Annotated in this window: 20 protein-coding genes; 13 read left to right on the top strand and 7 right to left on the bottom strand. The window is 45.9% G+C overall.

What is annotated here, in order from left to right; genetic code table 11:
* Positions 1-476: 476 nt before the first annotated feature.
* Positions 477-1,880 carry a glycosyltransferase family 4 protein gene (locus QUA50_RS04650; RefSeq protein WP_333260361.1) on the top strand — a complete coding sequence of 468 codons (1,404 nt, stop codon included), beginning with the start codon at positions 477-479 and terminating at the stop codon, positions 1,878-1,880.
* 243 nt (positions 1,881-2,123) lie between these two features.
* A complete protein-coding gene (locus QUA50_RS04645) occupies positions 2,124-2,504 on the top strand; it encodes a hypothetical protein (protein WP_333260364.1) in 381 nt (126 codons plus the stop codon).
* Positions 2,505-2,802: 298 nt separating this feature from the next.
* Here the strand turns inward: QUA50_RS04645 and QUA50_RS04640 are convergent, their stop codons facing one another.
* Positions 2,803-3,051, bottom strand: coding sequence for a chlororespiratory reduction protein 7 (locus QUA50_RS04640; protein WP_333260367.1), 249 nt, complete (start codon positions 3,049-3,051; stop codon positions 2,803-2,805).
* Positions 3,052-3,337: 286 nt separating this feature from the next.
* On the opposite strand from QUA50_RS04640, the gene sir reads away from it, so the two are divergent.
* The 6 genes from sir to QUA50_RS04610 all read left to right on the top strand — a co-directional run bounded on the left by sir (position 3,338) and on the right by QUA50_RS04610 (position 9,531).
* Complete coding sequence (gene sir / locus QUA50_RS04635) at positions 3,338-5,329, top strand: sulfite reductase, ferredoxin dependent (protein WP_333260369.1); 1,992 nt, start codon at positions 3,338-3,340, stop codon at positions 5,327-5,329.
* A gap of 241 nt (positions 5,330-5,570) precedes the next feature.
* Entirely contained in the window at positions 5,571-6,344 is a 774-nt protein-coding gene (locus tag QUA50_RS04630) for a 16S rRNA (uracil(1498)-N(3))-methyltransferase (RefSeq protein WP_333260372.1), read from the top strand.
* 252 nt (positions 6,345-6,596) lie between these two features.
* Positions 6,597-6,827, top strand: coding sequence for a hypothetical protein (locus QUA50_RS04625; RefSeq protein WP_333260375.1), 231 nt, complete (start codon positions 6,597-6,599; stop codon positions 6,825-6,827).
* A gap of 95 nt (positions 6,828-6,922) precedes the next feature.
* Positions 6,923-7,363: a lysozyme inhibitor LprI family protein gene (locus tag QUA50_RS04620; RefSeq protein ID WP_333260378.1), complete on the top strand. Its 441-nt coding sequence runs from the start codon at positions 6,923-6,925 to the stop codon at positions 7,361-7,363.
* Between the two features lie 53 nt (positions 7,364-7,416).
* Entirely contained in the window at positions 7,417-8,169 is a 753-nt protein-coding gene (locus QUA50_RS04615; protein WP_333260380.1) for a hypothetical protein, read from the top strand.
* A gap of 201 nt (positions 8,170-8,370) precedes the next feature.
* A complete protein-coding gene (locus tag QUA50_RS04610; protein WP_333260383.1) occupies positions 8,371-9,531 on the top strand; it encodes a tetratricopeptide repeat protein in 1,161 nt (386 codons plus the stop codon).
* A 104-nt stretch (positions 9,532-9,635) separates the two neighbouring features.
* Here the strand turns inward: QUA50_RS04610 and QUA50_RS04605 are convergent, their stop codons facing one another.
* Positions 9,636-10,097, bottom strand: coding sequence for a hypothetical protein (locus QUA50_RS04605; protein ID WP_333260386.1), 462 nt, complete (start codon positions 10,095-10,097; stop codon positions 9,636-9,638).
* A gap of 316 nt (positions 10,098-10,413) precedes the next feature.
* On the opposite strand from QUA50_RS04605, the gene QUA50_RS04600 reads away from it, so the two are divergent.
* Together QUA50_RS04600 and QUA50_RS04595 are read left to right on the top strand one after the other, a co-directional pair.
* Positions 10,414-11,031, top strand: a complete 618-nt coding sequence (locus tag QUA50_RS04600) for an alpha/beta fold hydrolase (protein ID WP_333260389.1) — start codon at positions 10,414-10,416, stop codon at positions 11,029-11,031.
* A 2-nt stretch (positions 11,032-11,033) separates the two neighbouring features.
* The gene (locus QUA50_RS04595; protein WP_333260392.1) at positions 11,034-11,645 is read left to right on the top strand and encodes an alpha/beta fold hydrolase; all 612 of its coding nucleotides are present in this window, start codon (positions 11,034-11,036) and stop codon (positions 11,643-11,645) included.
* A 256-nt stretch (positions 11,646-11,901) separates the two neighbouring features.
* Here QUA50_RS04595 and QUA50_RS04590 read toward each other — a convergent pair whose 3' ends face one another.
* Positions 11,902-12,333, bottom strand: a complete 432-nt coding sequence (locus QUA50_RS04590) for a VOC family protein (RefSeq protein WP_333098932.1) — start codon at positions 12,331-12,333, stop codon at positions 11,902-11,904.
* 68 nt (positions 12,334-12,401) lie between these two features.
* Between QUA50_RS04590 and QUA50_RS04585 the strand changes: the two genes are divergently transcribed.
* Together QUA50_RS04585 and QUA50_RS04580 are read left to right on the top strand one after the other, a co-directional pair.
* Positions 12,402-13,607: an RNA-guided endonuclease TnpB family protein gene (locus QUA50_RS04585; protein ID WP_333260396.1), complete on the top strand. Its 1,206-nt coding sequence runs from the start codon at positions 12,402-12,404 to the stop codon at positions 13,605-13,607.
* Positions 13,608-13,644: 37 nt separating this feature from the next.
* Positions 13,645-14,526, top strand: a complete 882-nt coding sequence (locus QUA50_RS04580; protein WP_333260399.1) for a TIGR00297 family protein — start codon at positions 13,645-13,647, stop codon at positions 14,524-14,526.
* Positions 14,527-14,832: 306 nt separating this feature from the next.
* Here the strand turns inward: QUA50_RS04580 and hetR are convergent, their stop codons facing one another.
* The 4 genes from hetR to QUA50_RS04560 all read right to left on the bottom strand — a co-directional run bounded on the left by hetR (position 14,833) and on the right by QUA50_RS04560 (position 19,556).
* Complete coding sequence (hetR, locus tag QUA50_RS04575; protein ID WP_333034952.1) at positions 14,833-15,738, bottom strand: heterocyst differentiation master regulator HetR; 906 nt, start codon at positions 15,736-15,738, stop codon at positions 14,833-14,835.
* An 860-nt stretch (positions 15,739-16,598) separates the two neighbouring features.
* On the bottom strand, positions 16,599-16,826 hold the full coding sequence (locus tag QUA50_RS04570; RefSeq protein ID WP_333260402.1) for a hypothetical protein: 228 nt from the start codon (positions 16,824-16,826) through the stop codon (positions 16,599-16,601).
* 603 nt (positions 16,827-17,429) lie between these two features.
* The gene (gene patX, locus QUA50_RS04565; RefSeq protein ID WP_333260405.1) at positions 17,430-17,657 is read right to left on the bottom strand and encodes a heterocyst-inhibiting protein PatX; all 228 of its coding nucleotides are present in this window, start codon (positions 17,655-17,657) and stop codon (positions 17,430-17,432) included.
* Positions 17,658-17,765: 108 nt separating this feature from the next.
* Positions 17,766-19,556, bottom strand: coding sequence for an FAD-dependent oxidoreductase (locus QUA50_RS04560; RefSeq protein ID WP_333260408.1), 1,791 nt, complete (start codon positions 19,554-19,556; stop codon positions 17,766-17,768).
* A gap of 328 nt (positions 19,557-19,884) precedes the next feature.
* Here QUA50_RS04560 and cysC point away from each other — a divergent pair, with 328 nt between their 5' ends.
* On the top strand, positions 19,885-20,409 hold the full coding sequence (gene cysC, locus QUA50_RS04555; protein ID WP_333224077.1) for an adenylyl-sulfate kinase: 525 nt from the start codon (positions 19,885-19,887) through the stop codon (positions 20,407-20,409).
* The last annotated feature ends 21 nt before the right edge of the window (positions 20,410-20,430 follow it).

The following is a 20,430-nucleotide window of genomic DNA, read 5'->3' as shown; positions in this document are numbered from 1 at the left end:
TTGGCTTTGGCAAGGATAAATCTAGGAATCAACGGGGTTTCTGAGGATTCCTGCGCCTGTCCTATCTTAGATTAACAGGGACAATACGGTCTAAAGTACAAGCTTTGTTAATCATTTACAGCCTTGATTATAAGTTATTGTCATTAAATATTCTTCGTTGGTGTCACCCATCAGGGGTGACACCCCACAAATCATGCTATACTCAGCACATTAGTAGATGCACCCTGATAATTTTCTACCCCAGCCAGCGATGGCAGGGGTTTTTTGTTGTCGCACCGAAAAGAAAGCCCCAGAAGGGGTTTGCTACCCGGATGTGGCGCGCGGGGATGGTTTGCCTCGACCCAATGCTGCGCCCGCATCGGAAAATTAGTCGATCGCGCGCGCACTACTTCGACAACAGGCTATATATAGGCTATGGTGCGCGAAGAATTCCCAGCATCATCGAAATCTGGCGACAGTTTTAATTGGATCGAAAAATGCGATCGACAAATCACCTATTCTGTTTCCTAGAAATATTTTCCAGCGAAGGTGGCATTCAATCCTACGTTCAAGACATCCTGAAAGCTTACCTGTCACTAACCGCAGCAAACAACTTTCCGCCCCAAGCAGAAGTTTTGCTATTGCGAGATTCCCCAAACTGCAACAACCCCTTCGAGTCAAAAAATCAGGACTTATATACCAATCCCAAGTCAGTTACGAACGTCGTTCAGGCTTTTAGCTTGGACGGGCAAGATGCCCATCCCACAAGTCATTTAGGATTGCTATATCAAATCCCGTTAGCTCGGAATGATACCACAGTACGATCGTCCCGCGAGCGAACCCAATCAGAGCATGGTACTCGAAAAAAAGCAAGTATTTCCCTAAAAAACCCCGGTTTCTGCACCCAAACTGAAAATCTGAAATTTTATTACCTAAAAACTCATCCCGCTTGGTTTGGCCGTCTTAAGTTTGCAGCCCAAATACTAACTAACTTACTGCACAAAAGACCGGAACGGGTTTTCTGCGGTCACATCAAACTCGCACCGCTGATTCAAACTTTATGCCAGCCGCTGGGAATTCCCTACACAATTTTAACTTACGGCAAGGAAGTTTGGGAACCGCTTGCTCCCAAATATCAAATAGCAATGAGCAAAGCTGACAGTATTTGGACTATTAGCAGGTACACGCGCGATTCCCTACGGGATAGCTTCGCCGCGCGTACTTGCGAAATTAACAACTTAAATCCCGAAAAATTCCAAATAGTGCCTTGTACGGTAGATGAAAATATATTTACCACTGGGCCGAAGCCACAGGATTTATTAGAGCAGTACAATTTAGTTGATGCTAAAATATTGATGACTGTAGCCAGATTGCGATCGACAGATATTTACAAAGGCGTTGATGTCACAATTCAAGCTTTGCCGCAAATAGCCAAAACTTTTCCGAATGTGAAATACTTAGTTATTGGCAGAGGAGACGATCGATCTAGATTAGCCAAACTCGCTGATGATTTGGGAGTTAGCGAAAGAGTAATATTTGCGGGTTTTGTACCGACAGAAAATTTACCAGCCCATTACCAGTTAGCCGATGCTTATGTAATGCCCTCCCAGGAAGGGTTCGGTATAGTTTATTTGGAAGCGCTGGCTTGCGGAGTACCCGTACTCGCGGGGGACGCGGACGGGTCAGCCGATCCGCTGCAAGATGGTAAACTGGGATGGCGAGTTCCCCACCGAGATGCAGCAGCAGTAGCGGTTGCTTGTGTGGAAATGCTGCGAGGAGAGGATAAAAGGTGCGATCGCCGCTGGTTGAGGGAACAAACCCTGGCAAGATTTAGTTTTGAATCCCTTTGTCAATCCTTACTAGAAATTTTTCAACCCTCTGACACGCCCAAAAACGGGTAAAAGCCCCCGACGCACTTAAGTGGAGCTCCTAAAATTTTAGACTTTAGTTCAAGCTTCCAGATTCAATGCTGGAAGTAAATCTAAAATCTAAAATCTAAAATCTAAAATCGGCTGACTCTGATTAACTTATAACGTAGAGAGCGGTTTCTCCGTGTACAATGGGAAAATTAACTCGATCGACCGCCTGAATTTCTGAGTAGGATAGAGTTATGCCTACCTGCAAAGACACCCAAGGAGACTACCGTGAACCAAGGCACCCCCAAAATATCTTTCAAGCTACCCCGTATTAGTAATTGGCTGATAATGCTGGGCATCGCGTATTTGTTGGTGTCAATCGGTTTGGGTTGGATAGTTAAATCAGTGTTGATTTTAGTAGCTTTTTTGTTGCTGACGCCTGTGGTTGCATTTTTCGCGCTTCAGTGGTGGCTGAAACGCAATTTAATTACGGACAATTGTCCAGTTTGTCAATACGAATTTACAGCTTTAAATCAAACTCAGCTTCAGTGTGCCAACTGCGGCGAACCTCTGAAAATAGAGGAAGGTCATTTTAGCCGTTTGACACCGCCCGGTACGATCGATGTTACCGCAGTAGAAGTATCATCGGTGCAACAGTTGGAAGACTAATCGATTTTAGAGGTTGCCGCGCGATCGCGAACAATGCTTCGCAATTTTACAGTATATTCGGTGGTTCATGAAGTACAGTAGCAGCTATATTATGTGGTGTTAATCTGTAGGGTGCGGATCTGCTTCATATTTGATAAAACTTGCAGATATCCCGTGGGCGACGCACCCTACAGCGGGCGATGGCTCTTCTTGTGTGTACCACATATACATGAAATATGCTGTAGATTTTGGATTGAATAATTGTTGAGTGTTGACTGTTACCAATTCCAAATTCCCAAAATTCCCAAAATTCCCAAAATTACTTTTCCAAGCGCACTGCGTACCACTGCAAATATTTTCCCTGCCCGACATCTAATTCACAATAAGTATCAATTAAATACTTAGCTTGAGCTTCCAAACCCGATATTTTATTCACCTCCTGCGGCAAATCTTCGTGTTCCTCAGCTAAGACCGCTTTCAGCTTTTCTAACAGTTCCGCCGCATTCAAAAACTGCTCTGGCTGGTTTGTTTCTAAGACCACAAAAGTGTCTTCGTCATACAGTGACATAGTTTCAAAGGTTGAGGTTAATTATTTCTAAAGTTTCGTACACTTAAGCGATCGAAAATATAAACTCTTAATTACAATTTTTCAGCCCCGGCTCGATCGTGTTACAATTGAACAACATCAGAATTCCTACCGGATTACCGTTATTAACTTAGTTATTAACCGAGTTGTCAACAGATCCGACACAGCATTTCTGAGGAGATTTGTCAAGTGCAAATTTGTCAAGTGTCAAATTGTCAAGAAATATTCGATCGGCTGTATCTAATTATAACTGGCACTATACATTCCCATGATCACATCTTCCACTTCAACCCCTGTTGCGCGCAAGCCCTCTAAATCAGAAGGTCTCAAAGAACGCAGCAACTATTTGCGAGAACCCGTTGCGACTGAACTGTTACAAGAAACTACCCACTTCACCGAAGAGGGGATTCAGATTCTCAAATTTCACGGCTCGTACCAGCAAGACAACCGCGACAATCGAGTTAAAGGACAAGAAAAAGACTATCAGTTCATGCTCCGCACCCGCAATCCCGGCGGGTTCACTCCGCCGCAATTATACTTAGCCTTAGACAAGCTATCTGAAGAATACGGCAACCACACGCTCCGCGTTACAACGCGCCAAGGTTTCCAACTGCACGGGGTGTTGAAAAAAAATCTTAAAGCAGTGTTTTCCTCAATTATTAAAAATATGGGGTCAACCTTGGGAGCTTGCGGCGACTTGAACCGCAACGTCATGGCACCGCCAGCACCGTACAAAAATCGCCCAGAATACCAGTATGCGCTGCAATACGCCAACAATGTCGCCGATTTGCTGACACCGCAAACCGGTGCTTATTACGAAATTTGGTTGGACGGCGAAAAGGCTGTTTCGGCCGAGGAAGACCCAGCAGTGAAGGCCGCCAGACAGAAAAACGGCAACGGCACAATCTTTAGCGACGACAAAGAAGAACCGATTTACGGCAGCCATTATATGCCGCGCAAGTTCAAGTGCTCCGTTACCGTGCCCGGAGACAATTCAATTGACTTGTACTCTCAGGATTTGAGCTTGGTGGTAATTACCAATGAAGCTGGCGAATTGCAAGGTTTTGACGTGTTTGCTGGCGGCGGTTTGGGCCGTACTCACAACAAAGAAGAGACTTTTGCGCGGGTTGCGGATGAGATTTGCTATGTGGCCAAGGACGATGTTTACGATTTGGTCAAGGCAATTGTAGCAACCCAGAGAGATTACGGCGATCGCACGGACAGACGGCACGCGCGGCTGAAATACCTGATTAACGACAAAGGCGTACAGTGGTTCCGCGAAAAAGTAGCCGAATATTTTGGCAAGCCGCTAGAAGCCTTTAAACCGCTGCCTGAGTGGAAGTATTTGGATTTCTTGGGCTGGCACGAACAAGGAGACGGCAAACTGTTTGTCGGCATTTCCGTGGACAATGGCCGGATCAAGGATGAAGGTTCATTTCAGCTAAAAACAGCTTTGCGGGAAATCGTGCAGAAGTACAACTTGCCGATACTGGCGACGCCACACCAAAACGTGCTGATTTACGATATTTCGCCGGAGGTTAAAGAAGAAATTCAGGGAATACTCCATCGATGCGGCATTCAGCGAGAAACTGATCTCGACCCCCTAGTGCGCTATGGGATGGCTTGTCCGGCAATGCCGACTTGCGGGCTGGCGATTACCGAGTCGGAGCGCGTGATTCCCAGCATTTTAGAGCGAATTCGGGCACTTTTGACCAAAGTTGGCTTGGCAGACGAGCATTTTGTGGTGCGGATGACTGGTTGCCCAAATGGATGCGCCCGTCCTTATATGGCAGAATTGGGGTTTGTCGGGAGTTCCCCAGAATCCTACCAGATTTGGCTGGGCGGTTCTCCCGACCAAACGCGGCTGGCAAAACCAATTGAGGAAAAGCTGCACGTCAAGGATTTTGAAGCTTTTCTGGAGCCGATTTTTGTTTATTTCAAGCAAAAACGGCAACTGAGCGAGAGTTTTGGCAATTTTTGCGATCGCGTCGGGTTAGAATCTATCCGTCAATTTGTAACCAACTACCAATCTGCTGACTCGATGACAACTGAGATTAATGAATTAGAAGTTACGTCTAGTAACGGCGAGGAAAACGAGACTGCCACTGCTGTCGGTGGCAAAGTCCGCCGTCGAATTAGCGTCCGCGATGAAATCTACAACGAGCTCAAGGAAGAAGCAGCCCGTCAGGGCAAGCCGATCACGCAGCTAGCTACAGAAGCGATTTCCACTTATTTAAAGAAGATTAAGGAGGAAGGATAAGCCGATTTTCGATTGTATTAAATAGACTTCTGGCAACAGTAATATAAAGGCAGAGCATTTGCAGAAAAAAACTTGAATTTGTAAAATAATTCCGGTTGTAGATGCTTTGCCTTTAGAGTTTTTTGAACAGTTGAAACCGCGCCAGCCTATCTCCTCTCATTCTCTCTTCCTCTGCGTTCTCTGCGTTCTCTGCGGTTAAATAAAAAAAATCTCTAATAGAAAACGAACAATCCCCAATTCAATGCCTCAACTACAAAGATTAGCAGTTACAGCAGCTCAAATTTGCGATCGCCAAATCGACTTAACTAGAGAACAGCAGCATTATTTAAATCGAGTGCTGCGTTTGCAAGCGGGCGATCGATTTATTGCAATGGACGGCCGAGGACATTGGTGGTCTGCCGTCCTAGAACTACGGGAAACCGGGTTATTTGCCTCCATAGCAGAGGAGATTGCGGCGAACAGGGAGCTACCGGTGGAAGTAACTTTGATGGCGGCATTGCCCAAGGGAAACGGCTTTGACGAGGTTGTGAGGCAGGCGGCGGAGTTGGGTGTGGCAAGTATTGTGCCGGTAACGAGCGATCGAACTTTGCTCAAACCAAGCGATCAAAAAGTCGATCGGTGGAGGAGAATTGCTGCGGAGGCGGCGGAACAGTCGGAACGTCAAATTGTGCCGACGATTTTAGAGCCTATTTCGTTTGATTTTGCTGTGAAAAATTGCGCTCGAAAAAATCGATATATTTGTGTGGCTCGCGGGGACAATCGGCATTTGTGGGATTGTTTGATTGGTAGTTTCGATCCCCCCTTTGTAGGGGCGGTGCCCCCGTGCCCGCCCCCTGGGGGAGAATTATCGATAGTAATAGCAACGGGCCCGGAGGGTGGATGGACTGAGGGTGAGGTGGAAAGGGCGATCGAATTGGGTTTTGAAGCTGTTTCTTTGGGCAGTAGAATTCTGAGGGCGGTGACAGCACCGATTGTGGCTTTGTCTTTAGTTGGAGCAGCTTTTGAGAAGTGCTAATATCATAGTCCTGGACGCAGGGGTAGTCAGAAACCGGGTTTTTTACCAGAATATTTGGTGAAAACCGACAGCCAAGGCAAAAAACCCGGTTTCTTTGGTTCGATCGCCGCTAAAATGTATAGCGGTTCGAGCCAAAGATTCGCGGACGTAGTTGGGATGCCAGCCCTATACGTTTAAGTGGTTATACAAGCTGTCAATCATACCTCATCTTTTTGAGAAAGGCTATAAATAGATAATTATCAGAGGAGTAATATGTTACAGTCAGTAGAGGGGATATACCGAAATGGCAAAATTGAGTTATTTGAAATGCCCGCCGACATAGAAGAAGCGCAAGTTATTGTTACTTTTATGTCAAAAGTAGGGTTAGTAAACTTGCAATCTCGCGGTATCAACCAGGAACAAGTGGCAGATTTACGGGTTCGGTTGAGTAGATTTGCTCCTGATTGGGAACTACCGGAGATGGATGCTTACGATGCCTTATAATCATCGCATTTAGTAAATATAAAAAAAATTAAGTAAATCAAATATACTTGGTTTTGTGTTAATTAAAATTATATGATATATCGGGTTGATACACAATGAAAATAGAGTTGAGGAAAGGTCGATCGCTCTTTTTGTCGATTCCCTGCGGGATAGCTTCGCTTCACGCGCTTTTGGCAATTTTCGGTACAACATCAGTTTCTGCAAAATCTCCGAGCTTTCCCATTGCTCAACAGATTAATTGCGATCGCCCGCAAGGAGATGTAGAAGTCAGAGCCTGTATTCGGTTGAGGTATGAAATTGCAGACAAACAACTGAATGACGTTTACAAACAATTAATTGCTAAGTTGAGCAAGGAAGAGAAAGCGCTACTTGCGGAAGCACAATTAGGGTGGATTCAGTTAAGAGATAAAACCTGTGAATTTGAAGTTTATAAAAGTCGTGGCGGTACCGGTTATCGAGGTTTCCTCAATGAATGTTTGGATCGCATGACAAAACAGCGCACTGCGGAACTAGAACAGTATTTAAAACAGAGATAAAATAGGAAGTACAGCGTACAAAACCTGACAACAATAAATAGAAATCAGTATTTATGAAAACCCGCTCGCCCTTCACCTTCACCCTCACTCTCATTTCAGCAATTGTAAGCACGACTGTACCAGCAGTTTTCGCCCAGCGACAGCCATCAGCCAACGAAATATACATTGATAAAAATTGCCAGCGCAATCAGCAACTACCGCAATTTGAAAGATTCACTATCTTTAGCAGAAACGAATTTACAACTAACCGTCAAAACTATTGGTTGTACGCCGCCCGCTATCTAGATGGAGCCGTGCTTTTCTGTACCTCACAACCCAACTTCAACCAACCTAAACCTCTAACAGCAAAACAAATACAATCCCAATTTATTGACAAAATAGTCCGAGATCCCAACAACAAAACAGCTTTTATCATCGTAGTCAGAGAAGGAAATGGCCTCGATGTACCCATGACTAATTACGCCTTAGAATTGAGCAATGTCGATCGCCCAAAACTCACCTCCCTTTCCATCCTACAGCAGCGGGGAACCCTCAAAGACGGCGAGCCCAGTGAACACACATTTCAAGGACGGGCAGGTCAATCTATTACGATCAACCTCAAAAGCAGAGCATTCGACCACAACATAACACTGTTCGACACCAGCGGCAAAACTATTGCCGAAAAAACAGGCAACTCCCAGAATCGCCGCGAGTCTCAACTCACGATAAAATTGCCTAGTAACGGCAGTTATAAAATAGTTGTTAAAGGAGGCGATCTTACAAGCAAAGGTTCCTACAGCTTAAGCATTAATTCCAATCAACTGTAACTTATATTTATTTTCGCATCCACTAAACATCCCTCTCTACACATCCGCGTTCATCCGCATTCATCTGCGGTTAAAAAATCCACATCTTAATTGTTCCCAACAACCCAAAATTCCAAACAAAAAAAAGCGAAACTTGTTAACCAGTAGCCGAACCAACCAAACATCAGCCAAGATAGAAACAACGCCATTCCCGCAACCGCCATGACAGACATCAACCAAATAGCAGCCGCCCTCGATGGTAAAGAATACAAACAAGCTGCCCAACTCATCAAAAAACTACAAAAAGACTCCCCCGAAAATCCGTGGGTACAATACTATATCGCCCGCTACTACGAACTCACCAACAACCTCGAAAAAGCCCAAACAACCTACAAACAAATACTCCGCGATATCACCAACGCCAAAATCGTCTCCCAGACCCGCCAAGCTATTCAACGGATTGAAACCGCACAACAAAACCTCCGCCAACAAGCCATAGAAACCGCCAAAAACGACCCCAGCAACCTCGAACCGGGACTCCTCATCCTCGAACCCGTAAGTCCCGAAAACAAAGCCGCAGCCGTACAAAATATCAGCAGAATATTTAAAATCGACGCATACACAACCCGGATGCAAATCCAAAGCCGCGGCTGGAGACTTTACAAAACAGGCCCCATCGCCGAACTCCGAATTTACGGTCAAGAACTCCTCAACGCCGGGATTCCCGTATTTTGGGCAACCCTAGCCGATATTCAAAAAATCCAAATTTTCCGAGTGCAACACTTCCAGTCTCTCTCTTCTCCAGCGGTTGTTTGCAAAGATCGACTCTCACGACTCGGTGCGATCGAGTTTAGCTGGTCAGAAGTTACCCAAAGAGTAGAAGGCTTGTTGCCGATGTTCATCGAAGTCATGGACTACTCACCCAACCGAAGAAAGGAGCAATTTCGCCACAGAGAAATCAGGCAAGATTACGCTCAAATCTGTGACTTGCACATTCCCAGCAGAAACTGCATTCTGCGAATTTGCGACCAAAGCTACGAATTTCAACAAGGAGTTGACTTCACCAAAGCTTCAGCCGAACTTCTTCCCACTTCACCGAACCATAAAAACAAAACATCGAGAGTCAAAAACTCTCAACAAATTCCTCAAAGTACCACCCGAATTAACTGGAATAACTTACTGGAAATATTCGATCGCCAGCTTGACGTTACACTTTGGTCAGAATTTACGCCATTTGCCGAGACAGTCCTCGATTACACTAATATGTTGAGCAAGATCCAATCTCATATAGAAGTCGATCGCAAATCCGAAACTCCTTGGGACTCAGCTTTTCAGCTATACAGCGGATTAGCCTTCCTCAAAAACCCAGAAAATAGGGAATAGAACAAATAGTTAAAATTAAAAATGAGATTGCTCATTTTTAATTTGTTAACGCCAGCATTGGGAATTATCCAATGCCCAATTCCCTATTATCAATTCCCAATTTCCTACTTCGTTTTCACCTGACGAGCCATTTCCCGGAAATTGTTCATGCTGGGGCCAGGGCTCCGACGACTTCCATTTGGTGTCGGCATTAAATTATTAGGAGCAAAAGTCCGATTCGGTTCAGCTTGACTCGGCACTTTGCCGTTAGTTGCTGCAACCGCAGGTACCTTCGCAGGTTCGGGAGTATTAGCAGGAACGCTAGCAACTGGTTCCTTTTCTTTCTTCGACTTTTTCTCTACCTTAGCCTTCTTAGCAGGTTCAGACTTCTCAGACTTTTCAGACTTAACAGGCTCAACTTTTGCCGGTGCGATCGCAACAGGCTCAGCCTTCGCAGGCGCAACTTTTGCTGGTTCCTTCGCTCCCGATTCGCCCAAATCTAGGAAATATTCAGACTTTTTCAAGCCCAACAGTCTGCCGAAAAAGCCGAAAATACCGCCCAAGAAATTTTTGATAAAACCAAACATTAGACTTACTCCTTTTGTTCTTTTAGAGAAATTTGTACAAGCTTGTCAACAAAATTAGACTACGAGGTTAGGCAACTTTTGTCTACATTTCTTAATCAAAATTTACATTTTGCTGTATTTAAGCTAGCTCATCCAAGCAAATTTTAGGTATAAATACCACCACGCCTTTGCACTTATTTACAAGTATCTCATAATTGTTAACGGTTCCCACTAATTGCCGATCGTACCTCGATCCGATTCCCTAGCTGTCCTAGTATGGGTCACACTCCCTAGGGGAGTGATTTATCCTTTAATCAGCAAGCAATTTTCTTTTCAAATGAACAGTTCGCTCGATCGCAATCCCGTCATCCTCATACACGGCATCTGGGACACCAAGATGATTTTCAACACAATGTCCGCCCGTCTCACCCAACTTGGATGGTCAGTCCACAGCCTCAACCTCACCCCCAACGACGGCAGCCTCGGCCTCGACTTACTCGCCAAGCAACTCGCAGACTACATCTCTGAAACCTTCGAGCCAGAACAGCCTTTAGACATAGTAGGCTACAGCATGGGCGGCATCGTCAGCCGCTACTACGTCCAGCGACTCGGAGGAATCAACCGCGTACAGCGTTTCATCACCCTATCATCCCCCCACCGCGGCACCCTCACCGCCTATTCCCTACGCCTACCAGGATACCTGGATATGCGCCCCGATAGCGGCTTGCTGCGCGATTTAAATCAAGATGTGACAATGCTCAAACGCATAAACTTTACATCAATGTGGACGCCATTTGACATAATGATTGTACCGGCGAATAGCTCCCAAATGCCAGTAGGTAAAGAAGTTAAAGTCAACGTTTTGCTGCACCGCCAAATGGTGACAGAAACCCTAAGTATTAACGCATTAGTTGAAGAACTGAAAGCACCTATAGAAAATAAAATTCCCACTTAAAGATGAATAGCAATTTCAGCCGCAACCCAGTCTTGCTAATTCACGGAATATTCAGAAAATCGGGAATTTTTCACAAAATGTCTGCCTACCTGACCCAACTGGGATGGTCAGTCTACACCCTCAATCTTTCGCCCCATTGGGGCAACGCCAGCATAGACGAATTAGCCCAACAAATAGCCGATTATATAGACAAAACCTTTGTGCCAGAACAGCATTTAGATATAGTAGGATTGAGCATGGGCGGTTTAGTAACTCGCTACTACCTGCAAAGGTTAGGCGGCATTAACCGAGTGCAGCGCTTTATTGCCATATCTTCTCCTCACAGCGGTACTTGGATGGCTTACACTCTCTGGGGAAAAGGCTGCATCCAAATGCGTCCCGGCAGTGCTTTTCTGGAAGATTTAAATCGAGATGCTGCTTTGTTGGAAAAGCTCAATTTTACTTCGATTTGGACTGATTGGGATTTCATCATCGTACCTGCTTCTAGTTCCCAAATATCTGCTGCAAAAGAAGTAAAATTGTCCGTATTCGCCCATGCCATGATGGCGAGGCATTCCAGCAGTTTAAAAGCAGTCGCTGAAGCACTTTCAGAACCCTTAAAAGTTCATAATTAACCGTTTGATTCATTCTTGTATAACGTCAAATTTTGTAGGGGCGGGTTTCACCTACAATAATTGCTTAAAACTGAGATATTGCACCATTCTCAATTACTTATTTAGGAACAGGCATCTTGCCTGTTCCACAAGAGATGATTTTTCTTGTGGAACAGGCATCTTGCCTGTTCTTGACAATGGTGCAATATCTGAGTTAAAACCAACAATCTCGTAAACCCGCCCCCACGAACACGGCAAATCGCTACCGGACTAAATATCAAACAGCATCGCCAACTTCAGCGTATTCGCTGCGACCAAAAATTGCTTCAGCTTCACAATAATACTTGAACTCCAGTATATTGTGGAAAGGGTCTTCTAAGAAGAAAGTACGGTGTTCTGTAGGCAAACCGACAAATCGCCGTCTCGGTTCTTGATAGAAATTTAAGTTGTTTTGCTGGGCTTTTTCTAGCAACGCTTCCCAGTCAGCTTCGGAAGTAAAAATTAACCCAAAATGCCGGGGGTAGATGCCTCGCTGAGGCGTCAAAGGTTCGCGGCTGACGTGGGCGACAATTTGATGCCCGCACAGACCCATAATTGCAGAATTAGGCGATTCGCGACCTAGTTCGCAGCCCAGCCCGTCTACATAGAACGCTTTGGTTTGGGCAATATCGGTCACTGGGAAGGCAAGATGAAATAAGACTTGGTTCATCAGAAAAATGGGTTTGAAACCCCGTCCTTACAGGACGGCTTTACAGGGAACGTGGTAAAATGTCCGGCATGGAAAAAGCCTATCGCTACCGCTTCTATCCCACCACCGAGCAAGAATCACTTTTGCGACGGACTTTGGGCTGCGTTCGACTGGTATACAACAAAGCGCTGGCTGCCCGTACAGAGGCTTGGTACTCTCGTCAAGAACGAGTTGATTACCTTCAAACCTCCTCCATGCTGACAAGTTGGAAAAAAGAGCCAGAGCTTGATTTTCTTTCGGAGGTGAGCTGTGTCCCTCTGCAACAGGGACTCAGACATTTGCAAAAGGCGTTTGCTAACTTCTGGGCCGGTCGTGCTAAATATCCCAACTTTCAGAAAAAGCATCACGGCGGTAGCGCTGAATTTACTAAGTCTGCTTTCCGGTGGAAAGACTCTCAAGTATTTCTGGCTAAATGCTGCGAACCTTTGCCGATTAGGTGGAGCAGGCAAATCCCTCCTGGATGCAATCCATCCACTATTACGGTCAAACTGGATGCACAAGGACGATGGTTTGTCTCCTTGCTGGTAGATGACCCTACCGTCAAACCGCAGATCAAAACCGATAAAGCAGTTGGTTTGGACGTTGGGATCGCCAGTCTGATTGCTACCAGTGACGGCAATAAGATTGCTAACCCCAAACACTTTAAGCGGCTGCACAAGAAGCTGATGCGGGCGCAAAAAGCCTTGTCTCGGAAACAGAAAGGAAGCAACAACAGGCACAAGGCGCGACTTAAAGCAGCCAAAATACACGGGCAGATAGCCGATGCTCGCAAAGATTTTTTGCACAAGCTGACAACTCAACTCGTGCGCGAAAACCAAACGATAATAGTTGAGGATTTGGCTGTCAAAAATATGGTCTTGAACCGCAAACTGGCACAAGCTATTTCTGACGCTAGTTGGGGTGAACTGACCCGACAACTTACCTATAAATGCCAGTGGTACGGGCGGAAACTGGTAAAAATTGACCGCTGGTTTCCCAGCTCTAAAAGATGCGAAAACTGCGGGCATATTGTTGAGAAAATGCCGTTGAGTGTCAGGGAGTGGGAGTGTCCTAATTGTGGGATGAACCATGACCGAGATTTGAACGCGGCTAAGAATATTTTGGCGGCAGGGCTTGCCGTTGCAGTCTGTGGAGCGAACGTAAGACCAGATAGAGACTCCTCTAAAAGGCAGTTGCGAAAAACCCGTATCGGGGACAGAAGCAGAAACCTAAATCGTGAGGTTTGGGAATTCTAGCCCTTATAGGGCGGGGTGGATGTCAAGGAGGTACTAAATGCAGAATTCAGAATTGTTCTTTAATTATTTATCTTGGTCTAATCCTTGGTTGGTGGCGATCGCCCTAAATACATTTTTACTCGCGATCGCCACCATTGCTCCTAAAAAATTGCTCACCCCCGCCGGCCAATTTCACGGCTGGGTATTGGGTGTCCTCATCTGGGGCTGTTTGGGATGGCGAGGCTATGCTGTGGTGATGTTTTACTTTCTTGTCGGATCGGGAGTTACCCGCATCGGCAAAGCCCAAAAAGAAGCAGAAGGCATAGCCGAAAAGCGTTCAGGCGCCAGAGGCCCGGAAAATGTCTGGGGTTCTGCTTTAACGGCTACTATGAGCGCTTTGGGAGTTTTGGCGTTATCTATTTTAGGAAATACAGGCGAGATGTCTATTTTAGGAGAGACAGGCAATATTTTAGGAGAGACAGGCAATATTTTAGGAGAGACAGGCAAGATGCCTGTCCCACAAGGTGCTATTTCCCTGTTATTGCTGGGTTACGCGGCGAGTTTTTGCACCAAACTTTCCGATACCTGCGCCAGCGAAATCGGCAAAGCTTACGGTTCGCGGACTTTTTTGATTACTAGCTTGCAGCCTGTACCTAGGGGTACCGAAGGGGCCGTAAGTTTGGAAGGAACGATCGCAGGTATTGTCGGCTCAATTTTGATCGCGCTTTTAAGTTGGGCCGTCGGTTTAATTGACTTGACAGGAATTGTTTTTTGTGTTATTGCAGCTTTTATTGCCACTAACATCGAGAGCGTGATTGGGGCGACTGTGCAATCAAAGTTTGAGTGGCTGACGAACGAGGTAGTAAATTTTTTCAATACACTCATAGGAGCGATCGCAGCGATCGTTTTAGCTGCAACCTGGAAAGCTTTTTTAGCTTAGTTAATCCTGGACGCATTCGCGACCCAATAAACCTGGTTTCTTACGAGAATTCAAGACCTTAACGCAGTATTTTTAGATAAAAACCCGGTTTCTGCCTCCAGATCGATTAGTTATTAACAATTAGTCATTAGTCTCAAGCAATCAACGGCAGTCTTGGACGAAAGTGGCATATATAGTAAGGTGCGTCAGATCCGAAATCTTTGATAATCGTTCAATAACGGAGTCTGACGCACCCTACCAGTCGAGGGTCGTGTGACAGTTGCCCTTAGTCCTAAACTGATGACTAATGATTAATAGTTAATCAAACTAAGCGTCGTCTTGCGGCCCAAAAACCATTTGTAAAATCATCGTCGGTTCGCCCCGCTTGTGATAGCGATCGGCCCAATTGCGAATAATTTCATCTAATTCCTCAAGGGCTTGGTCGAGCCGTTCCGGCGGAATATCCAAAGTCTCCATAATTCGCATCACCTTCGGTTGTTTTTCCGCCCAATCCTTCATCAGCCGGAAATATCTAGCCGTATCCTCAACCATAGTAAACGTTCGCTCTTCCTGCTCTGCGGGAGAGTAAGTAGCGCGAGTGAGGGCATAAAACGGCATTCCCCAAGGAGAATCAATGCGAGTCACTGTCCCAGAATAGATCAAGCGCCGCTTAATGTGTTCTGCTAGAGCTTCGCTCAAAGGCATTCGCCTTTCTGGAGACATATCTTCTTGCGATCGCCTGTGCAGAAACTCGATCAACTCCATAAACTGAAAAGAATTGATCAGTTGAGCGTCTGGCGGATTCGGAGGAATTTTGCCTTCGAGATATTTTTTTTCATCTACAGTCAAATTGTTTCCCGGAATGCGAGGGCGTCCCGGCATCCAACCATACTGTTCCAGCCAGACATAAGGAAACTGAATCAAATATCTAGGTTCTTGCGAACCCAACATTTTCAGCAATTTTCCCTGAGTCAGAGCTTCCCGGACTTCTTCAACAATCACCTTCACCCGTTTAGGCTCAATGTGATGCAAGTGTCCAGTCATCCGCAGGTTGTTGTCCTGCTCCATATAAGTCATATAAATGGCACACTTAGCCGCCGTTGCGGCTGCGTCTAGAAACGCCCCGTGCCTGTGCCCACTGGTTCTCATGGCGCTAAACGCCAGATATAGCATGATCTGATCCATTGCACTAGGGCTGAGGCTTTTGACCAGATCCAAAGAGTCATTTTTCATCACTATCCCCGAAATAGCCAAATTAGGAGGCATTTTGTCATCCTCCATTAAATTATTGCGAGAGCGCCGAATCAAGCATAGCCGACAGTCGCCGGAAAGCTTGCCAGCTACCCTAATATTCAGGTTAGTTAATTTCCCTGAGGTAACAGGGGCATGGGCTTAAAGGCTATCAACACCGCATAAGTGGTTCTTATTGGTGGCCAATTTAAGTAGATTGCTGCACCCTCTGCGCTGACAGTTTACCTATAACCTATATATAAGTTAGTTATCGCACGTTTATTATAGTGCAGCGGTTGAAAATTAAACCCTACCTGTGGGGGGGAGAAGGTAAATAACTGTTGCGATGCCAGGAATTTGAGGCGACTCCGAACCCCTAATTCTTGAATAGTCATGGATGCCGAAACCCGGTTTTATCAAGTAAAATAAGGCTGTTGCATAATTGCGGGAAGATTTTGATAGTTTTGTGGGATGGGATCTCGTTGCCCGTCCGCTGTATTTTTACAGCAGGCGGGACACTCCACAAGAATCCTCATCAAATTGTGCAATGCCACAATAAGGCGTGGAGGGCGAGGGATATCGGTTGAAAAACCCAGATGCTCAGAGGCCTGTGGTTAGTTCCTGTTTAATTGAAGCGCTTTCAATACAAAACCGCCACATACTAGAATCTCTCTCTAGGTAGATGGCGGTTCCACGTTTATATACTGACATTTATTACACTAAAAAGAATCTCCTAAGAAGTGTCCACAAAAAGTGCAGTTGTCGCTTAACCTGAAAAACTAGAATCCCAGAAAATCCGATCGCGCGATCGAATGAACGGCCCAAAGCAACTCACTTGTGGTAATCACTTGCCTCCAGTGCCATTAGAAATCTTGTAGCGGATGAGTGTAAACATTAGGCTCAGTAAAATTCCTGCGTATGCGCTCCCTCTTAGGAGGGCGATTGCCCCTTTGTTGAGTTTGGGCTGACAACATATATTGAGCGGTGGCAGTTTCGAGCATGGGGAGTGAAGATTCAAAAGCTTGAGCGGCGCTGGCACTCAAGGTAATGCCCAACAGGCTCAGTAAAGCAATTGCAGTGTAGGTTTTCATGGGTAGTATTCGTCTCAGTATCTATTTAGAGATACGACATTTACCCAGGCCTATCAGGATGAATTTCCCTGAAATTATCAAACTATAGAATTAGGAATCAGGAATCAGGAATCAGGAATCATAAGGAAGAAAGAAAAAGGAAGAAGGAAAAAGGCTTTAGTTAAGCTATCGCGCCTTTAAAGTGTCTCCTAAAATCATTGTAGAAAAAGTGGAAAATTATCTTTACCTTTCCCTTTCTCACCCTCTCCCCCTCCGAAGCAACAGACACTTTAGATGCGTAGCACCTGATCTATGAGAGCAGCCAGAAGTCGATGTAAAATGAAATAAAATCTCTTGCTTCAGTAATAAAAAAAATCCTAATTGCACTACCCAGAAGGTTGCAATAATATACAAAACCGCCAAATACGAGCTTCAATCTCTCGATAGATGGCGGTTTAAGGTTTATATGCTACCATCACATAAAAGAATATCCTAATGACTGTAAACAAGAAATGCAGTTGCCTTGGAAACCTGGAAAACTATCATCCCAGGAAATCAGATTGAGCGCTCGACACGGGCGGCAGAAACTAACTCAATAACGGAAATCGCTTTCGTCCAATGTCATTAAAATACTTGTAGTTGATGAGTGTAAAGATTAGGCTTAATGAACTCTCGGCGTCCGCTGCCTCTTTCAGGAGAACGATCGCCCCTTTGTTCGGTTTGGGCGGATAAAATGTATGAAGCGGTGGCAACTTCCAGCAGTCCGACGAGGGATTCCAAGACTAGAACGACAGTGGCGCTCAAAGTAACGTCCAAAAGACTCAGTAAAGCAATTGGTGTGTAAGTTTGCATGGGTAGTATCCGTGTCAGTGTCTATTAACTGATACGGGCTCTCCCCGATCGATCAGGATAAATTTCTGTGAATTTTTCGGATCTCTGCAAAAAACCTTACCTCTTCAATTATACTGCTACCGCCAGCAGCCAAGCACCGGCCGAATTCAGCCTGCCCCATACTGTCAGAGGCTTTTCGGTTTCGCACTGCTGTAAAAATCTGTCGGTTTCCGAGTCCAAAGTCACGAGTTGCCAAGTTTGACCGGCTACAGATGCGGGGCTTGTCAGCGTTAGTGTCCAGTCTTGTTCGCCGAGGCGGCGGAAAATGCCCGAAAATTGGCTGTGGCTATTTGCTGTTTGACTGCTTGGTTTTTCTACTGACTCCTGACATTCGCCGCTGGCGGGATATGCTTGGGGTCGATCGAGATAATAGCGCTGCCAATCGAGCCAATCCGATCGATCCGGTGTCAAATTAAATAAAGGAATAACCGCCGCACTCGCCTCGGAATCTTGCAGCAAAGCTTCCTGCAAAACTCTCACCGGCAACTCCCGCGGCTGACATTCAGATTCCGCGCACAAAGCCGCCGCCATCCCCGCCGCCTGTCCAATATTCATTACCGTCGGTTGCAAGCGAGTTGCACCGTTAGCGATGTGAGAGACGGAAATATTTTTTTCGCAGACTAGCAAACCGTCTGTACTCCCAGGAATTAGCGCGCTGTAAGGAATGGTAAACGGAGTTCCCGTCCAGCGGCCGCCCCAGCGGATAGATTTTGGCTGCAAGGGAATGTCGCCACTGGGGTAGTGGTGATCGTTGGCATAGTTCCCGATCGCAATTGTTTCACAAATGCCCTCAGAATTTATCGGCAACTTCGCGACTCTGCCACCGACAACAGGCAAAATATCTTGTTCTGTGACTGTACTTATCCCTCGCAAGCGCCGACTTTCTCGGTAGTAAGGATGTAAGGCAAAGGAAGGAAGAAGGGAAGAATTTTGTTGATTTTCGATCTTTGAAATCGGGAAAATGTTCTTTGCTAAGCCGTAGCGGGGGCCGAGTTGCGTTTGAATGAAGCGGGCGAAACTTTGAGTGTGCCACAGACTTTCTTGGAGAAATTCTTGTCGAGATGCTTCGGATTTAATGAGTCGATCGACTCCTTCACCATAATCATTACCTCGAATCGGCCAATTAATCATCAACAATCCACCCGGAAGCCTGCCGTAATTGAGAAATTGTTCGGGAGTGTAACCGTCCCAAGCACCAGTAAATCGATCGGGATTGTCAACAGGCGGCGCGGGAATTTCTGGCGCCACCGCACCTTTACCAAAATCCTGCATAATTGCCACCCAAGTCGGAGCTTGCACCGAATAGCGCTCTGTGAGAGCATTAGAGGCAGCCGGCGCGCTGGGTTCTCCCCACTCGGCTTGGAATTCCCAACCCCAGCGGTGCCCAACATCCGCTAAAGCCAGCAAATCTCCCAATTCCGTGGCATCCAAAGTGATTTTGGCCGAAACCGTAAAATCTGCAAACCGAACGCCAGAAATGCGAGATTCTTCCACTAGCACATCTTGAGCTTTTTGTCCACAAATCCACTGTAAGTTCGGCAAACATTTAACCCAATCAGCAAAAATTTCAGCACCGATGCGGGGATCGTAAGTAAAAAAACTTACCCAGCCCCAATCCAAACCTCCCGGCTGTCGCTGCTGGAGTTCCCGGAGAAACGCGCCCCACAAACCAGTTTGAAAAGCTGCTAATTCATTGCCATCGGGGGCACAAACGCCAGCCGAAGTCAGCATTCCTCCCAGCCAGGGGAATTCGCTGACTAAAATAGTTTTGGCACCTCGGCGGGCTGCTTGCACGGCTGCGGCAGTGCCGCCAGTGCCGCCACCGACTACCAAAACATCTGCTTTTAAGGTTGGGGACATGGGGAATAGGATTTTAGATTTTAGATTTTAGATTTTAGATTGCAAGAGGCTCATTCATCATGTAAGGTGCGACCACAAGCAGCCAGAGGATAGATGTTCGGCGTTGGCGATCGCCCATTGAATGTAAGGTACACTGCCCAAGAGCACCCTACGGATTTTAAGATTACCTATTTATTTCTCCTCTTCCCTCTTCCTCTGTGTCCTCTGCGTCCTCTGCGGTTAATAAAAAAAATTAGTTATGGTGAGAGTCGGCAAATGGGGAACCGGGACGCTAAAGTCATACGTCGCGTAAATTCCCCACTATTCACTACTAACGAAACAATTGAAAATGGAAAAAGGTTTTATTTTGTGGTTCACCGGGCTGAGCGGTTCCGGCAAGACAACTATCACCAAAGCTCTCGAACCTGAATTGAAGGCAAGAGGTTGCAAAGTTGAAATATTAGATGGAGATGTCGTTCGCACCAACTTGTCAAAAGGTTTGGGATTTAGCCAAGAAGACAGAGATACTAATATTCGGCGGATTGGATTTGTAGCTCACCTGCTGAGCCGTAATGGAGTAGCCGTAATGACCGCAGCTATTAGCCCCTACAGAGCAATTCGCGACGAAATTAGAGCAATGGAGCCCAATTTTGTTGAAGTATATATCACAGCGCCGTTAGAAGTGTGCGAAGGTCGCGATGTCAAGGGGCTGTACGCTAAGGCGAGAGCCGGAGAAATTAAGGGTTTTACGGGAATTGACGATCCTTATGAAGAACCGCTTAATCCTGAGATTATTTGTTACACAGAGCGAGAAAGTGTGGAAGAGAGTGTTAAAAAAGTTCTGACCAAGTTAGAACAGTTGGGTTACATTTGATGTTGGCGGGGTTGGATGAGG

The organism is Microcoleus sp. M2_D5 (assembly GCF_036701935.1).
Lineage (GTDB): Bacteria > Cyanobacteriota > Cyanobacteriia > Cyanobacteriales > Microcoleaceae > Microcoleus.
Note: the sequence above shows the minus strand (reverse complement) of the source record. Positions and strands in the feature narration are given on the sequence as shown.

Coding starts and splice junctions, on each gene's coding strand:
- cysC (WP_333224077.1), top strand. CDS start 19,885: ATGGAAAAAGGTTTTATTTTGTGGTTCACCGGGCTGAGCGGTTCCGGC.
- QUA50_RS04585 (WP_333260396.1), top strand. CDS start 12,402: ATGGAAAAAGCCTATCGCTACCGCTTCTATCCCACCACCGAGCAAGAA.
- patX (WP_333260405.1), bottom strand. CDS start 17,657: ATGCAAACTTACACACCAATTGCTTTACTGAGTCTTTTGGACGTTACT.
- QUA50_RS04580 (WP_333260399.1), top strand. CDS start 13,645: ATGCAGAATTCAGAATTGTTCTTTAATTATTTATCTTGGTCTAATCCT.
- QUA50_RS04620 (WP_333260378.1), top strand. CDS start 6,923: ATGAAAATAGAGTTGAGGAAAGGTCGATCGCTCTTTTTGTCGATTCCC.
- QUA50_RS04610 (WP_333260383.1), top strand. CDS start 8,371: ATGACAGACATCAACCAAATAGCAGCCGCCCTCGATGGTAAAGAATAC.
- hetR (WP_333034952.1), bottom strand. CDS start 15,738: ATGAAAAATGACTCTTTGGATCTGGTCAAAAGCCTCAGCCCTAGTGCA.
- sir (WP_333260369.1), top strand. CDS start 3,338: ATGATCACATCTTCCACTTCAACCCCTGTTGCGCGCAAGCCCTCTAAA.
- QUA50_RS04590 (WP_333098932.1), bottom strand. CDS start 12,333: ATGAACCAAGTCTTATTTCATCTTGCCTTCCCAGTGACCGATATTGCC.
- QUA50_RS04650 (WP_333260361.1), top strand. CDS start 477: ATGCGATCGACAAATCACCTATTCTGTTTCCTAGAAATATTTTCCAGC.
- QUA50_RS04615 (WP_333260380.1), top strand. CDS start 7,417: ATGAAAACCCGCTCGCCCTTCACCTTCACCCTCACTCTCATTTCAGCA.
- QUA50_RS04595 (WP_333260392.1), top strand. CDS start 11,034: ATGAATAGCAATTTCAGCCGCAACCCAGTCTTGCTAATTCACGGAATA.
- QUA50_RS04625 (WP_333260375.1), top strand. CDS start 6,597: ATGTTACAGTCAGTAGAGGGGATATACCGAAATGGCAAAATTGAGTTA.
- QUA50_RS04630 (WP_333260372.1), top strand. CDS start 5,571: ATGCCTCAACTACAAAGATTAGCAGTTACAGCAGCTCAAATTTGCGAT.
- QUA50_RS04640 (WP_333260367.1), bottom strand. CDS start 3,051: ATGTCACTGTATGACGAAGACACTTTTGTGGTCTTAGAAACAAACCAG.
- QUA50_RS04560 (WP_333260408.1), bottom strand. CDS start 19,556: ATGTCCCCAACCTTAAAAGCAGATGTTTTGGTAGTCGGTGGCGGCACT.
- QUA50_RS04600 (WP_333260389.1), top strand. CDS start 10,414: ATGAACAGTTCGCTCGATCGCAATCCCGTCATCCTCATACACGGCATC.
- QUA50_RS04605 (WP_333260386.1), bottom strand. CDS start 10,097: ATGTTTGGTTTTATCAAAAATTTCTTGGGCGGTATTTTCGGCTTTTTC.
- QUA50_RS04570 (WP_333260402.1), bottom strand. CDS start 16,826: ATGAAAACCTACACTGCAATTGCTTTACTGAGCCTGTTGGGCATTACC.